At 66.9% G+C, this 15,262-nt stretch carries 14 protein-coding genes; 4 read left to right on the top strand and 10 right to left on the bottom strand.

From position 1 onward, the window contains the following. Positions 1-150 precede the first annotated feature (150 nt). Positions 151-411, bottom strand: a complete 261-nt coding sequence (locus PSEK12I1_RS0122100) for a putative signal transducing protein (protein ID WP_007162730.1) — start codon at positions 409-411, stop codon at positions 151-153. Then, positions 411-593, bottom strand: coding sequence for a CPXCG motif-containing cysteine-rich protein (locus PSEK12I1_RS0122095; protein ID WP_017639858.1), 183 nt, complete (start codon positions 591-593; stop codon positions 411-413). The genes PSEK12I1_RS0122100 and PSEK12I1_RS0122095 overlap by 1 nt, the downstream gene beginning before the upstream one ends. Before the next feature lie 107 nt (positions 594-700). Between PSEK12I1_RS0122095 and PSEK12I1_RS0122090 the strand changes: the two genes are divergently transcribed. Next, on the top strand, positions 701-1,861 hold the full coding sequence (locus tag PSEK12I1_RS0122090; protein ID WP_027598431.1) for a 1-acyl-sn-glycerol-3-phosphate acyltransferase: 1,161 nt from the start codon (positions 701-703) through the stop codon (positions 1,859-1,861). Positions 1,862-1,921: 60 nt separating this feature from the next. Here PSEK12I1_RS0122090 and PSEK12I1_RS0122085 read toward each other — a convergent pair whose 3' ends face one another. The 7 genes from PSEK12I1_RS0122085 to PSEK12I1_RS0122055 form a co-directional block, all read right to left on the bottom strand. Continuing rightward, positions 1,922-2,509, bottom strand: a complete 588-nt coding sequence (locus tag PSEK12I1_RS0122085; RefSeq protein ID WP_007161696.1) for a YajG family lipoprotein — start codon at positions 2,507-2,509, stop codon at positions 1,922-1,924. Positions 2,510-2,627: 118 nt separating this feature from the next. Further along, a complete protein-coding gene (locus tag PSEK12I1_RS0122080; protein ID WP_027602943.1) occupies positions 2,628-4,130 on the bottom strand; it encodes an efflux transporter outer membrane subunit in 1,503 nt (500 codons plus the stop codon). Between the two features lies 1 nt (position 4,131). Next, the gene (locus PSEK12I1_RS0122075) at positions 4,132-7,269 is read right to left on the bottom strand and encodes an efflux RND transporter permease subunit (protein WP_027598429.1); all 3,138 of its coding nucleotides are present in this window, start codon (positions 7,267-7,269) and stop codon (positions 4,132-4,134) included. A 12-nt stretch (positions 7,270-7,281) separates the two neighbouring features. After that, positions 7,282-8,478: an efflux RND transporter periplasmic adaptor subunit gene (locus PSEK12I1_RS0122070; RefSeq protein WP_027598428.1), complete on the bottom strand. Its 1,197-nt coding sequence runs from the start codon at positions 8,476-8,478 to the stop codon at positions 7,282-7,284. Between the two features lie 346 nt (positions 8,479-8,824). Then, entirely contained in the window at positions 8,825-9,403 is a 579-nt protein-coding gene (locus PSEK12I1_RS0122065) for a YceI family protein (protein WP_007161692.1), read from the bottom strand. Positions 9,404-9,438: 35 nt separating this feature from the next. Further along, a complete protein-coding gene (locus PSEK12I1_RS0122060) occupies positions 9,439-9,993 on the bottom strand; it encodes a cytochrome b (protein ID WP_027598427.1) in 555 nt (184 codons plus the stop codon). A gap of 173 nt (positions 9,994-10,166) precedes the next feature. Further along, complete coding sequence (locus PSEK12I1_RS0122055) at positions 10,167-11,744, bottom strand: flavin monoamine oxidase family protein (RefSeq protein ID WP_037007305.1); 1,578 nt, start codon at positions 11,742-11,744, stop codon at positions 10,167-10,169. 174 nt (positions 11,745-11,918) lie between these two features. Here PSEK12I1_RS0122055 and PSEK12I1_RS0122050 point away from each other — a divergent pair, with 174 nt between their 5' ends. The 3 genes from PSEK12I1_RS0122050 (at position 11,919) to PSEK12I1_RS0122040 (ending at position 14,787) form a co-directional block, all read left to right on the top strand. Next, positions 11,919-13,319, top strand: a complete 1,401-nt coding sequence (locus tag PSEK12I1_RS0122050) for an adenosylmethionine--8-amino-7-oxononanoate transaminase (RefSeq protein ID WP_027602941.1) — start codon at positions 11,919-11,921, stop codon at positions 13,317-13,319. 13 nt (positions 13,320-13,332) lie between these two features. Beyond that, positions 13,333-14,061: a 16S rRNA (uracil(1498)-N(3))-methyltransferase gene (locus PSEK12I1_RS0122045; protein WP_027602940.1), complete on the top strand. Its 729-nt coding sequence runs from the start codon at positions 13,333-13,335 to the stop codon at positions 14,059-14,061. A 66-nt stretch (positions 14,062-14,127) separates the two neighbouring features. Then, on the top strand, positions 14,128-14,787 hold the full coding sequence (locus PSEK12I1_RS0122040) for an HAD-IA family hydrolase (protein WP_027602939.1): 660 nt from the start codon (positions 14,128-14,130) through the stop codon (positions 14,785-14,787). Here the strand turns inward: PSEK12I1_RS0122040 and PSEK12I1_RS0122035 are convergent. Beyond that, positions 14,784-15,251, bottom strand: a complete 468-nt coding sequence (locus PSEK12I1_RS0122035; protein ID WP_027602938.1) for a chemotaxis protein CheW — start codon at positions 15,249-15,251, stop codon at positions 14,784-14,786. The genes PSEK12I1_RS0122040 and PSEK12I1_RS0122035 overlap by 4 nt on opposite strands. Between the last annotated feature and the right edge of the window lie 11 nt (positions 15,252-15,262).

The raw sequence follows: 15,262 nt of genomic DNA, 5'->3' as shown, positions 1-15,262 counted from the left end.
ACCTTTTTAGGTTCTTTACGAAAAGTCGCCGAGCGAAGGTCAGGCGAGGCGAAAAATGCTGAGGAAGCGGAGTTTACAAGTGGTAAATGAGCATTCCGAAGCGTTTTTCAACGAAGCATCACCGATGCGTAGGCACTTTTCGTCTAGAACCTAGCAGACGAGGATGCCCTGCTCGGGGGACGGATCCTCTCCCGGCAGGGGCGTGGCGGCATTGTACGCGGCGATCAGCGCCTGCGCGCGGAGGGCCTCCTCATCCTCGACCAGCAGGCCGAGCAGCCCTGCCGCCGGCAGGTCGCCGATGCCCCCGAGCAGATGGCGCCCGGCAAGAAAGCCGCTGATGCCTTCGCTGGCCAGCACCGCCAGGAGCAATTCACCCTCGTGCAGCGAACCCGGCTCGTAAATGCGACGCATCAGTCGTCCTCCCGACGAACCTCGAGATTCCAGTCCTCGCCATCGGTGTGCAGGCCGAAGCGGATCGGCCGGCAGCAGACTTCGCAGTCTTCGTAGTAGTCCTGATCACCGCCGCTGAGGTCGAGCACCACCTCGCCCGGTTCGCCGCAATAAGGGCAATCGTATTCCTGGCTTTCCAGCATCTGCCTGCACTCCTCGACCGCCAACCTGCCGCCCATCCGGCCCCTGGCGCTTGCATCTGGCGCCACGCCCACTACTATGGCCGCCGGAATTTCTACAAGAGAACACCATGGGCGAGTTCGAAGCCATTCGACCCTATAACGACGCGGAAGTCCCCGGGGTTCTGGCCCGCCTGATCGACGACGACCACTTCATCGCCATCCTCGCCGGCTACCGTTTCCCGCGCCTGTCCAAGGGCCTCGGCTGGGTGGTGCGGCCCCTGTTGCGCACCCGCCTGCGCCAGGAACTGGGCGGCATCCAGAGCGTCGCCGCGCTGCAGGACAAGCTCGAACCCTATGTGGATCGCGCCATCGAAAAGGCCTCGGACGGCGTTACCTACTCCGGTATTGACCAGCTGCGCAGTGGCCGGGCCTATCTGTTCCTGGCCAACCACCGCGACATCGTGATGGACCCGGCCTTCGTCAACTATGCCGTCTACCACGCCGGCCTGCCAACGCCGCGCATCGCCATCGGCGACAACCTCCTGCAGAAGCCCTTCGTCAGCGACCTGATGCGGCTGAACAAGAGCTTCATCGTGCACCGCTCCATCAGCGGCCGGCGCGAGAAGCTGGCGGCGTACCAGAATCTGTCCGCCTACATCAATCACTCGATCCGCCAGGACGGCCAGTCCATCTGGATCGCCCAGGCCGAGGGCCGGGCCAAGGATGGCGACGACCGTACCGATTCGGCCATCCTCAAGATGTTCCACATGAGCTGCAAGGACGCCCCCTTCGCCGAGCTGGTCAAGGCGCTGAACATCGTGCCGGTATCCATCAGCTACGAATTCGATCCCTGCGACCAGGCCAAGGCCCGCGAACTGCACATCCGCGCCACCACCGGCGGCTATACCAAGGCACCGGGCGAGGACGACGTCAGCATCGCCCTGGGCATCACCGGCTACAAGGGCCGGGTGCACGTGGCCTTTGGCGAGCCGGTCACGGGTGAGTTCGAGGATGCCAAGGCGCTGGCCCAGGAAATGGACCGGCAGATCCTCGGCAACTACCGGCTGTTCCCGGCCAGCTACCTGGCCTATGCCGCCTGGGAGGGTCGCGATCCGGAGCTGGCCGTGCCCGCGGTGGACGCCCTGTTTCCCGCCGAGGAGATCGCGGTCGCCCGCGGCGAGTGGGAAAAGCGCCTGGCCGAGTGCCCGGCGGAATACCGGGCGCAGCTGGTGCGCCAGTACGCCCAGCCGGTGCTCAACAAGTACCGCGTGCTGGCCGGCCTGGAATAGCGGTCGGCGACCCATGAAAAAGCCCGGCACTGGCCGGGCTTTTTCGTGGGCGTCGGGTTTTCAGCGACCGCTGAGCACCTGGACCACGGTCGGATCCTTGAATACCCGGGTCAGGGCATCGCTCAGCACATCGCTGACCAGCTTGGTGTTGGCCTCGGCGTTGGGCGCCATGCCGAAACGCTGGTTGAGGCTGGCGCCGTAGCGGCCGCGGTAGCCGCGCTGGCTGTTGCGCACGTCGACCTGGAAGGCCGCGGCGACGTCGGAGGCGGTGACGTACAGTTCCTTGGGCGACTGGTAGTTCAGCTCGGCCAGGGTCAGGGTCAGCTGGGGCGCGCCGGGGCCGGCATTGGGCGACGGGGTGAAGCCCATCTGGCGGACCGCCTTCTCGGCTTCGGCCTGCAGCTTGGGAATCACGTCCTGGGTCTGCACCACCACCACGCTGGTGTCGGGATAGAGACCGCCACGGGTGCCGAGGGTAAAGGAGGAGCGACCGTCGACCACCCGGACCGAGACCGGCTGGCCCTGGCCGACCGGGGCGATGGGCGCGGTGATCTGGGGTTGCGGACTCAATTGCTGGGGGCTGCTGGCGCAGCCGGCCAGGGTCAGACCAGTGGCGGCGAGCAGGCCGAGCAACAGGCGATAGCGCATGCAGAGACTCCAGAGAAAGGGACAGGGGGCAGTATACCCAGCCCCCCAGCGGCGTCGATAGACGGGCACCCCGGACAGAAGAACGCCGGCACGAGGCCGGCGTCTTGCTGGAGCAGGGTCAGGGCCTGGCCGCCAGCGGCGGTCGCGTCTGGCTACGCTCCAGCCAGCCACCGCCGAGGGCCTTGTACAGGGTGACCTCGCTGTTGAGCTGGTTGAGTCGATCGGTGATCAGCTGCTGCTGGGCGCTATACAGCGAGCGCTGGGCGTCGAGCACCGTGAGGTAGTTGTCGATGCCCTGGCGATAGCGCAGGTTGGCCAGGTCGTAGTACTCCTGGCTGGCCTGCACCAGGTCCTGCTGGGCCTGCAGCTGGTCGTCATAGGTGCCCTTCGCCGCCAGGGCATCGGCCACTTCGCGGAAGGCGGTCTGGATCGACTTCTCGTAGGTGGCGACGTTGATGTCCTTCTGGATCCTGGCCGCATCCAGGCTGGCCTTGAGGCTGCCGGCCGTGAAGATCGGGATGTTGATGCTCGGCGAGAAGGTCCAGTAGCCGGAGCCGGCGTCGAACAGGCCATTCAGATCGCGACTGGCCGTGCCACCCTGGGCGGTCAGGCTGATGCGCGGGAAGAAGGCCGCCCGCGCCGCGCCGATGTTGGCGTTGGCGGCGCGCAGCTGCAGCTCGGACTGGAGGATGTCCGGGCGCTTCTGCAGGAGATCCGACGGCAGGTTGGCCGGCAGGTCGGCGAGCAGGTCCTTGCCGTCCAGGCCCTTGCCCTGCGGCAGGTCGGCCGGGATCGAGGTGCCCAGCAGCAGCGTCAGGGCATTGCGATCCTGGGCCACCTGGCGGGTGTATTGCGCCAGATTCGCCCGCGCCCCTTCCAGGGCGGTACGCGACTGGCGCAGGTCCAGGCCGCTGGCCACGCCGTTCTCCACGGTCTGACGGGTCAGGTCGTAGGAGCGCTGATAGGCGTCCAGGGTCTCGCGGGTCAGTTGCAGCATGCGCTGGTCGGTGAGCCAGGCGTAGTAGGCGTTGGCCACTTCCGAGACCAGCGAGATCTGGGTGCTGCGGCGTCCTTCGCTGGTGGCGAAGTAGTTGAGCAGCGCCTGCTCGCTGAGGCTGCGCAGGCGACCGAAGAGGTCCAGCTCATAGGAGGTGAAGCCCAGGGTCACGCTGTACTGGCTGCTGATGCTGCCGCCGCCACCGCCACCCGCGCCGTTGGCGCTGTTGCCGGCGAGCAGTTCGCGGATGGCGGAGACCTGGCTCAGGTCTTCCGGCTGGCGGGTACGGGTCCCGGTGCCGCTGACACTGATGTCGGGAAACAGCTCGGCGCGCTGCACGCGGTACTGCGCCTGGTAGAGGCGCACGTTCAGCGCCGCCTGGCGCAGGTCGCGGTTGTTGTCCAGCGACAGCTGGATCAGTTGCTGCAGCGCCGGGTCGCGATAGAAATCGCGCCAGCCGATGTCGGCCGCCTGCTGGTCGCGGTTGACCGTCAGGGCATCGTAGGCCTGGCCATGGGGCCAGGCATTCTCCACCGGCGCGTTGGGTCGCTGGTAGTCGGGGATCAGGCTGCAGCCGGAGACGGCCAGCATGCCCACGACCACCGCCAAGAGAGACTTCTTCATATCAGTGTCCTTCCTTGCCATGGGCTTCCTGGTCCTTGGTGGCCTTGTCCTTGAACAGGCTGCTGACCACCACGTAGAACATGGGAATCCAGAAGATCGCCAGTATCGTGGCGGTGAGCATGCCGCCGATCACGCCGGTACCCACGGCGTGCTGACTGCCGGAGCTCGCGCCCGAGGAGATCGCCAGGGGCACCACGCCCAGGATGAAGGCCATGGAGGTCATGATGATGGGCCGCAGACGCATGCGCGAGGCTTCCACCGCCGCATCGACGATGTTCTTGCCGCCCTCGTGCAGCTCCTTGGCGAATTCCACGATCAGGATGGCGTTCTTCGCCGCCAGACCGATGGTCGTCAACAGACCGACCTGGAAGAAGACGTCGTTGGCCAGGCCACGGAAGTAGGTGGCCAGCAAGGCCCCCACCACCCCCAGCGGCACCACCAGGATGACCGCGATCGGGATCGACCAGCTCTCGTACAGCGCCGCGAGGCAGAGGAACACCACCAGCAGCGACAGGGCGTAGAGGGCCGGCGCCTGGGAGCCCGACAGCCGCTCCTCGTAGGACAGACCGGTCCAGGCGATACCCACGCCCTGCGGCAGGTCCTTGGCCATGCGCTCGATCTCGGCCATGGCGTCACCGGTGCTGTAGCCGGGCGCCGCGGAACCGAGGATCTCCAGCGAGGAGATGCCGTTGTAGCGCTCCAGCTTGGGCGAGCCGTAGATCCACTCGCCGCGGGCGAAGGCCGACACCGGCACCATCTCGCCCGCGCTGTTGCGCACGTACCACTTGTTGAAGTCCTCGGGATTCATCCGCGCGCTGGCTTCGCCCTGCAGATACACCTTCTTCACCCGACCGCGGTCGATGAAGTCGTTGACGTAGCTGGACGCCCAGCCGATGGACAGCGTCTGGTTGACGTCGCTCTGCGACAGCCCCAGGGCGCGCACCTTCTCGTCGTCGACGATGAGCTTGAATTGCGGCTCGTCGTTGAGGCCGTTGGGACGGGTCTGCATCAGCTTGGGATTCTGCGCGGCCATGCCGAGCAGCTGGTTGCGCGCGGCCATGAGCGCCTCGTGGCCGATGCCGCCCTGGTCCTGCAGATAGAAGTCGAAGCCGGTGGCGTTACCCAGCTCCAGCACCGCCGGCGGCACGATGGCGTAGACGATGGCGTCCTTGATGCCCGACAGGTAGCCCATGGCCCGACCGGCCACGGCACTGGCCCCGTCCTTGGCGTCCGGGCGCTCTTCCCAGGGCTTGAGCTGGATGAACGCCAGGCCCGAGCTCTGGCCGCGACCGGCGAAGTTGAAGCCGTTGACGGTGAACATCGAGCTGACCGCGCTCGAGTCGTTCTTCATCATCATCTCGCGCATGGTGTCGAGCACCTTCTGCGTCCGCTCGGCACTGGAGCCCGGCGGCGTGGTGACCTGGGCGAAGATCACGCCCTGGTCCTCTTCCGGCAGGAAGGACGACTGGATGCGGGTGAACAGGAACACCATGACGCCGACGATCAGCAGGTACAGCAGCAGGAAGGGCACCTTGTGGCGGATCACCGCGGCCACGCTGCGCTCGTAGCGGTGCTGACCGCTCTCGAACTTGCGGTTGAACCAGCCGAAGAAACCGCGCTTCTCGTGGTGCCCCTGCTTGACCGGCTTGAGCAGGGTGGCGCACAGCGCCGGGGTCAGGATCAGGGCCACCAGCACCGAGAGCACCATCGAGGAAACGATGGTGATGGAGAACTGGCGATAGATCACCCCGGTGGAGCCGCCAAAGAAGGCCATGGGCACGAACACCGCCGACAGCACCATGGCGATACCGACCAGGGCGCCCTGGATCTGGCCCATGGACTTGCGCGTCGCCTCCTTGGGCGAGAGCCCCTCCTCGGCCATCACCCGCTCGACGTTTTCCACCACCACGATGGCATCGTCCACCAGCAGGCCGATGGCGAGCACCATGCCGAACATGGTCAGGATGTTGATGGTGAAACCGGCGGCCAGCAGCACCGCGAAGGTGCCCAGCAGAACCACGGGTACGGCGATGGTGGGGATCAGGGTGGCCCGGAAGTTCTGCAGGAACAGGAACATCACCAGGAACACCAGCAGGATCGCCTCGCCCAGGGTCTTGACCACCTCGTGGATGGAGGCGGTCACCACCGGGGTGGTGTCATAGGGATAGACCACTTCCATGCCCGGCGGCATGAACGGCTTGAGCCGCTCGATGGTGGCGCGGACCGCCTTGGCGGTGTCCAGGGCGTTGGCCCCGGTGGCCAGACGCAGGGCCATGCCGGAGGCCGGCTTGCCGTCGAACTGGGCGTCGATGGAATAGTTCTCGCCCCCCAGCTCCACCCGTGCCACGTCGCGCAGGCGCACCTGGGCGCCGCTCTGATCGACCTTGAGGAAGATCTTGCCGAATTCCTCGACGCTGGTCAGGCGGGTCTTGCCGATGATGGTGGCGTTGAGCTGTTGTCCCGGCACCGCCGGCAGGCCGCCGAGCTGACCGGAGGCGATCTGCACGTTCTGGCTCTGGATGGCGCTGCTGACGTCGACCGGCGTCAGCTGGTACTTCACCAGCTTCTGCGGATCCAGCCAGATGCGCATGGCGTACTGGGCACCGAACACCTGGAAGTCACCCACACCGCTGGTCCGCGCGATGGGATCGCGCATGTTGGAAACGATGTAGTTGGACAGGTCTTCCTTGGTCAGGGAGCCGTCCATGGAGACCAGGCCCACCACCATCATGAAGTTGCGCTGGTACTTGGCCACGCGCATGCCCTGCTGCTGCACTTCCTGCGGCAGCAGCGGCGTCGCCAGCTGCAGCTTGTTCTGCACCTGAACCTGGGCGATGTCGGAGTTGGTGCCCTGGTTGAAGGTCACGATGATGGTCATGCTGCCATCGGAGTTGGACTCCGAGGAGATGTACCTGAGGTTGTCGATCCCGTTCATCTGCTGCTCGATGACCTGGACCACGGTATCCTGCACCGTCTGCGCCGAGGCGCCCGGGTAGCTCACCTGGATCGAGACCGCCGGGGCGGCGATGTTCGGGTACTGGTTGATCGGCAGATTGAGGATCGACAGGATACCGGCGAGCATGATCACCAGGGCGATCACCCAGGCGAAGATGGGCCGGTCGATGAAGAACTTGGACATCGGGCGCTCCCCTTACTGAGCCTGACCCGCCGGCTTCTGCTCGGCGGAGGCGATGTTGCTCGCCGGCTTGGTGGTGACGGTGGCGCCCGGCTTGATCTTCTGCAGGCCCTCGGTGATGACCTTGTCACCCGCCTTCAGGCCGTCGGTGACCAGCCAGTCGGAGCCCACGGTACGCTCGGTCTTGAGGATCCGCTGCTCGACCTTGCCTTCGCCGTTGACCACCATGGCGGTGGGCTGGCCCTTGATGTCGCGGGTCACGCCCTGTTGCGGCACCAGCAGGGCATTCTGGCGAACGCCGGACTGCAGCTGGGCACGCACGAACATGCCGGGCAGCAGCAGCTTGTCGGGGTTGGGGAATTCGGCACGGATGGTCACCGAGCCGGTGCCCTGATCCACCGAGACCTCGGCGAACTTGAGCTTGCCGGGACGGCTGTAGGCACTGCCGTCTTCCAGCATCAGCTTGACCTCGGCGGCGTTCTCGCCCTGCACGCGCTGCAGCTGACCGCTGTCCAGTTCACGGCGCAGGCGCAGCAGGTCGGTGGCGGACTGGGTCACGTCGACATAGATGGGATCGAGCTGGGTGATGCTGGTCAGGGCGGTGGTCTGGTCGGCGGTGACCAGGGCGCCTTCGGTCATCATCGAGCGCCCGATGCGGCCGGAAATCGGCGCGGCGACCTTGGTGTAGGCCAGGTTGATCTCGGCGTTGCGCAGGGCGGCTCTCGCCGATTCCACCTGGGCTTCGTTCTGCCGCTGCATGGACAGGGCGTCGTCGGCTTCCTGCTTGCTGATCGCCTGCTCCTTGACCAGGGCGCCATAGCGCTGGGCCTTGAGCCGGTTGGAGGCCAGGGTCGCCTGGGCCTGGGCCAGCGAGGCCTTGGCCGAGTTGACGTTGGCTTCGTAGGTGCGCGGATCGATTTGATAGAGCTGGGTGCCGGCCTTCACGTCGGCGCCCTCGGTGAAGTAGCGCTTGAGCAGGATGCCGCTGACCTGGGGACGGACCTCGGCGATGCGGAAGGCCGAGGTGCGCCCGGGCAGTTCGTCGGTGAGGGTCACGGTGCGGGGTTGCATCGTCACCACCCCGACCTCCGCGGGCTTCTGCTGCTGTTGCTGCTGCTGGTCCTTGTTGTCCTGCTTGCCGCAGGCGCCCAGGGCCAGGGCCACGGCCAGCAGGGCGGGGGCGAAAAAGGCATGCGCCGGCTTGATCTGCATATCAAAAGTCCTTGAAAGCGGGGAAATGAGCATGCGCAGCGCGCCTTGTGGATCCGCACCGGCTCGAGCATAGGAATTATTATCAGACAAATATACTTACGTTCACGACTGTTTGTAAATAACCCAAGCGCCATGCTCGGGTATCTCGCCGGCGGCTCCGGCGCCTCGTGAAAACGGTTATTCCTACGACATCAGGCCCAGACGACCGACCTCGGTAGCAGACCATCAGGCTGAAGGCGAGTTCTGCCGGGGGATTCCTCTGGCGCCCGCCTCGTCGCCAAAAACGACCAGGCATAAAAATGCCGGACGAATCCGGCATCTTTGGTTACAACCTGAGGGCGTCCCGTTACTGGCGCACGCCTTCGAAGGACAGCATGAATTCCACTTCCTGGGACTTCGGACCGAGGTCCTTCTGGATGTTGAAATCCTTGAGTTTGAGGGTGGTGGTGCCCTCGAAGCCGGCGCGGTAGCCGCCCCACGGATCCTTGCCCTCGCCCATGAAGTGGGCCTTGATGGTGACCGGCTTGGTCACGCCGTTCAGGGTCAGGTTGCCGGTGACGTCGGCGGTGCCGTCGCCGGTGGGGGTGACCTTGGTGGATTCGAAGCTGGCCTGGGGATGGGCGGCGACGTTGAGGAAGTCGGCACTGCGCAGGTGCTTGTCACGCTCGGCGTGGTTGGTGTCGACGCTGTCGGTGTTGATGGTCACCTTGATCTTGTCGGCGGACGGATCCTTGGCATCGAAGCTGAAGTTGCCGTCGAAGTCCTTGAAGGTGCCGTACAGCCAGCTGTAGCCCAGGTGCTGGATGCGGAACTGGATGAAGGCGTGCTGGCCCTGCTTGTCGATCTTGTAATCGGCGGCCATGGCCTGGCCGGCGCCCAGCAGAGCGGTACCCAGGGCCAGGGCGGCAACGGTTTTCTTCAGCATTGGATGGAGCTCCATGTGGTGGTGGGAAGCGAACATCAGGAAGGGGTATGGACCCGGCCGAGCATGCGCACCAGGGTGCCGTCGCGATCGACGAAATGGTGCTTGAGCGCGGCCAGCACGTGCAGGCCGGCCAGGACGATCAGCGTCCAGGCGAACCAGAGGTGGATCTTGCCGGCGGTATCGGCCTGGTCCGGCAAGCCGCTCAGGGTCGCCGGCACCTTGAACCAGCCGAAGACATCGATGGCCACACCATCGGCGGTGGAGATCAGATAGCCGGCTACCATGACGCTGAGCATCAAGGCATAGAGCAGGAAGTGCCCGGCCCCGGCGGCGCGGCGCACCAGGGGGCTGCCCTCCACCGGCGGCGGCGGACTGACCAGGCGCCAGAGCAGGCGCAGCACCAGGGCGATCAGCAGGAGGATGCCGGCGCTCTTATGCAGTTCGGGGGCGGTGTGGTACCAGGTGTCGTAGTAGTCCAGGGTGCGCATCCACAGGCCGGAGGCGAACATGGCGACGATCGCCAGGGCCATGACCCAATGCAGAACCAGACTTACCAGACCGTAGCGAAGGCCATCGTTGCGCCAGTGCATCGCTTTTCTCTCCTGAAAAAGCTTTGCCTAAGCCTAGCCGCAAACGTATCGATGGAAAGCGGAAAAAGTGTCGAATCAATATCGAAGGAATCGATGGATCGGACGGCGCATGGAGGCCCCGTCCGCTGCGGCCGGGAGGCTGCGCAGGGGCAGCCTCCCGGCGCGGGTCTGGATCAGAACGACCAGTGGAACAGCTTCCAGAAGAAGCCGTGCTCGCCACTGTCCTTGGCCGGCGCGGCGTCGGCGGCCTTGGGCGCGGCAGCCGGCTGAGCCGGGGCCTTGGCGCTGGCGACGACCGGCACCACGGCCTTGCCGGCCTTGAGGTCGCGGACCTGGCCGGCGGCGCGCTGACCGCTGGCCAGGGCCCCTTCCAGGGTGCCCGGATGCAGCGGATCGGTGTGCTCGCCAGCAAAGATCACCCGGCCGGTGGGCTTTTCCCACAGCCGCCAGTAGCGGGTGATCTGGCCCGGACCATAGGCCAGATAGGCACCGCCCACGCCCGGATCGCGGCTGTAGCGACGGACTTCGTAGCCGGAGAAGGCACCGCGCGCCTTGGGATAGAGGGCATGGAAGCGAATCAGCACCTGATCGACCATCTGCTTGTCGCCGAAGGCCTGCACCAGGCGCGCGCTGTCGCCGGCCAGGTTGACCAGCACATTGGCGCCGCCCTTGACGTCCGGCTCCACCCACAGCATGCCCAGCCCCTGGTCGCTGTAGATCTCGCCGCTCATGCGCGACTTGCTGTCCCATACCGGGGTCTTGAACTTGAGCAGGATCTGGTCGCGCCAGCCGTAGGTGGTGCCCTTGATGGCGGCCTGCTGGGTGGCGTCCAGCGCCGGGGTCATCTGCACCTGACCAAGGGCGCGCAGCGGCACCGCCATCACCACGTAGTCGGCCTTGTAGCCATTGGCGCCGGCCTTGACCGTCACGCCGCTCGGATCCTGGACGATGCTCGACACCTTGCTGTCGGTCTTGATCGTCTTGATCTGCTTGACGAAGGCCTGGGCCAGGACGTCGCTGCCGCCGGGCAGGCGCGAGGCGCGCAGGTCCTTGTCCTCGACGCCGCGATAGACGCGGGTCTGCTGGGCCAGATAGAGCAGCGACAGCCGCGAGGGCTCGTCATAGCGCACGCGGATGCGCTGGTTGATCAGTTGGCGGGCCACCGGCGGCAGATTCTGCTTGTCCAGCCAGGTGGCGGCGTTGATCTGGTCGAGGGCGTGCAGGGTCGGGGTGGCGGTCGGCTGCAGCGGATCGCTGATGGCGGCGGCCAGGTCGTCCAGGGACTTGTCGACGCGCTTCAGGGCATCGGCCACGGCCGGCATCTTCTGCACCAGGTCGTCCTGGGAATAGTACTGGCCGTCGACCAGATAGCCCGGGGTGCGCACGAAGGACGGCGCGTCCACGGTCTTGAGCTTGAAGGTGTCCAGGTAGTGGTTGAGCACCGGCTGGGCCTTGGTGTCGCCGATCCATTCGCTGGAGGCGAGACCGGAGCGACCGCCGACGCGCGCGCCGGCTTCCAGCAGGGTCACGTTCCAGCCGGCCTGCTGCAGTTCATAGGCCGAGGCCAGACCGGCCATGCCGGCACCGACCACGATCACCGAGGGACCACTGGGCGCGACGGGCGCCGCGGCAGCCTTTTCCGGCGCCTTGTGCGACTCTTTATGGGCCTTCTCGGCAGCGCCTGCGCTCAGGCTGGTAGCGAATACGCCGGCTGCCAAGCAGACGGTAAAACCTGTCCAACGCGACGACATCTTTTCTAGACTCCTGGGACCGGGAAACGGCGGTGGCGCAGCATACGCCAGCGGCCCCGGGGCAACCAGACGGCGCCACGACCGGCAATCGGCCCGCGCCTTGCTCCCGTCGCGCGCCCTGGCTTAGGCTTGCGCCCCCTTTTTATCGCCGGGCCCGTCGCCAGGAGACCGCCAATGACCAATCACGACTGGATGCGCCGTGACCTGGAGGTGCTCTGGCACCCCTGCACCCAGATGAAGGATCACGAGCAGTTGCCGGTGATCCCGATCCGCCGCGGCGAAGGCGTCTGGCTGGAAGACTTCGACGGCAAGCGCTACCTGGACGCCGTCAGTTCCTGGTGGGTCAATGTCTTCGGCCACGCCAATCCGCGCATCAACGACCGCATCAAGGCCCAGGTCGACCAGCTGGAGCACGTCATCCTCGCCGGCTTCAGCCACCAGCCGGTGATCGAATTGTCCGAGCGCCTGGTCGCCCTGACCCCGGCCGGTCTCGACCGGGTGTTCTATGCCGACAACGGCTCCTCGTGCATCGAGGTGGCCCTGAAGATGAGCTACCACTACTGGCGCAACGTGGGCCAGCCGGAAAAGCGCCGCTTCGTCACCCTGACCAACAGCTACCACGGCGAGACGGTGGCGGCCATGTCGGTGGGCGACGTGGCGCTGTTCACCGAGACCTACCAGGGCCTGTTGCTGGACACCCTCAAGGTGCCGAGCCCCGATTGCTACCTGCGCCCCGAAGGCATGGGCTGGGAAGAGCATTCGCGGCAGATGTTCGCGCACATGGAGCGCACCCTGGCCGAGCACCACCAGAGCGTCGCCGCGGTCATCGTCGAGCCGCTGATCCAGGGCGCCACCGGCATGCGCATGTACCACCCGGTCTATCTGCGCCTCCTGCGCGAGGCCTGCGATCGCTATGGCGTGCACCTGATCCACGACGAGATCGCCGTGGGCTTCGGTCGCACCGGGACGATGTTCGCCTGCGAACAGGCCGGTATCCGTCCGGATTTCCTCTGCCTGTCCAAGGCCCTGACCGGCGGCTACCTGCCGCTGGCCGCCTGCCTGACCACCGATGCGGTCTACCAGGCCTTCTACGACGACTACCACACCCTGCGCGCCTTCCTGCATTCCCACAGCTACACCGGCAATCCGCTGGCCTGCGCCGCCGCCCTGGCGACCCTGGACATCTTTGCCCAGGACGACATCATCGAAGCCAACAAGCCCCTGGCCCGGCGCATGGCCGAGGCCACCGCGCACCTGGCCGAGCATCCCCAGGTCGGCGAGGTGCGCCAGACCGGCATGGCCCTGGCCATCGAGATGACCGCCGACAAGGCCCGCCGCACGCCCTACCCCTGGCAGGAGCGCCGCGGCCTGGCCGTCTACCAGCACGCCCTCTCCCGCGGCGCCCTGTTGCGGCCGCTGGGCAACGTGGTCTACTTCCTGCCGCCTTACGTCATCACTCCCGAGCAGATCGACTTCCTCGCCGAGGTGGCGAGCGAAGGCATCGACCTCGCCACCCGCACCTCGGTCAGCGTCGCCCTGAGCGACCTGCACCCCAACCACCGCGATCCCGGCTGATCTGGAGTCCGCCATGCGTCTCACCCGCTGCCACCTCGACCTGCCCCTGGCCCTCGGCCGTCTCGACCTGCCCGAGGCCCAGGCCCACTACCTGGGCCGCGTGCTGCGCCTGGCGCCGGGGGATGCCGTGCAACTGTTCGACGGCAGCGGCCGCGAATACCTCGGCCAGGTCGCCGAGGTGGGCAAGAAGACCCTCAGCGTCGAGCTCACCGAGGAACTGCCCGGCCAACCCGATTCGCCATTGCGGATCCACCTCGGCCAGGGCCTGTCCCGCGGCGAGCGCATGGACTGGGCGATCCAGAAGGCCACCGAGCTGGGGGTGGCCGAGATCACCCCGCTGGTCAGCGAGCGCTGCGAGGTGCGCCTCAAGGACGAACGCGCCGACAAGCGCCTGCAGCACTGGCGCCAGGTCGCCATCAGCGCCTGCGAACAGTGCGGTCGCTCCACGGTGCCGCTGATCCATCCACCGCAGTTGCTGGCCGACTGGCAGGCCGGGCTGGACGCCGATCTCAAGCTGGTCCTGCACCCGGTGGCCGAGCCCCTGGAAAGCCATGCCCGCCCCACCCGCCTGGCCCTGCTGATCGGGCCGGAAGGCGGCCTGAGCGAGACCGAAGTCACGGCCGCCCGCGCCGCCGGTTTCCAGCCGGCCCGCCTGGGGCCGCGGGTGCTGCGCACCGAGACCGCGCCGGTGGTGGCCCTGAGCGTGGCCCAGCAACTCTGGGGTGATTTCCAGACCCCCTGACCTGCCCCCGGACCGCTGCCCCGCGGCGGTCCGTCCCTTTCCCCACGGATAGTTTTGGAGCCCCGGATGACCCTGCCCTCTCGCCCCTACGCCGCCTTCCTGTTCGACATGGACGGTACCCTGCTCACCAGCGTGGCCTCCGCCGAACGCGCCTGGAGCACCTGGGCCCTCGGCCATGGCCTCGATCCGGCGGACGTCCTCGCCGTGATGCACGGGGTGCGGGCGGTGGAGACGGTCAAGCGCTTCGCCCCGGCGGGCGCGGACATCGACGCCGAGACCCGCGCCATCACCGAACTGGAGATCGCCGACGTCGCCGATATCCAGGAAATCCCCGGTGCCGCGGCCTTTCTCGCCAGCCTGCCGGCCGGCAGCTGGGCGCTGGTCACCTCGGCCTCGCGCCGGCTGGCCGAAGTGCGGCTCGCCGCGGCCGGCATGGCCCTGCCGCCGGTGATGATCTGCGCCGAAGACGTCACCCAGGGCAAGCCCGCGCCGGACTGTTTCCTGGCGGGTGCGCGCAAGCTGGGGGTGGCGATCGGCGACTGCCTGGTGTTCGAGGATGCCCACGCCGGCTTTGCCGCGGCCAAGGCCGCCGGCGCCGATGCGGTGGCCATCACCGCGACCCATCGCCAGCCGCTGGACCTGGGGCTGCCGACCCTGGCCGACTACCGCGGCGTCGGCATCAGCCGTGACGAAGACGGCGCCCTGCGCCTGATCCGCAAGGACTAGAAGACGCCCGCGACGGCGAGGCGCTCTTCCACCCCGATCAGATCGGGAATGCGCGCCGTGCCGCCTTCGTAGGCCACGGCGCCCAGTTCCAGGGCGGCCAGGGGTACCTCGGCGGCGACCAGCTCGGGGGTGATGCGCAACGAGCGCGGAATGCTGCGGATCAGCAGGGCCAGGAAGCGCACCCGCTCACGCCCGCCCAGGGCGTTGAGGATGGCCACCCGCGCATGGCGATCGCCATCGAATTGCGCGGCGCTGCCACTGGACAGCGCCTCGAAACTGATCAGCGGCAGACGCAGGTCGCGCCAGGCGACCTGGCCCAGGCACCAGTCGGGTTGCACCGGCAGTGGCCGGATCTCGCGACAGGGCACCAGCTCGGCCACCGCCGCGTTGGGCAGCAGCAGGGTGCGATCGGCCAGGGTCAGCAGCAGACCGGTCAGGTGTTCGGCGGGCGCGGCGGTCGACATGGGAGATTCCT

Source organism: Pseudomonas sp. MOIL14HWK12:I1, from assembly GCF_000510705.1.
GTDB lineage: Bacteria > Pseudomonadota > Gammaproteobacteria > Pseudomonadales > Pseudomonadaceae > Chryseomonas > Chryseomonas oryzihabitans.
This window is presented reverse-complemented; position numbering and strand designations above follow the sequence as displayed.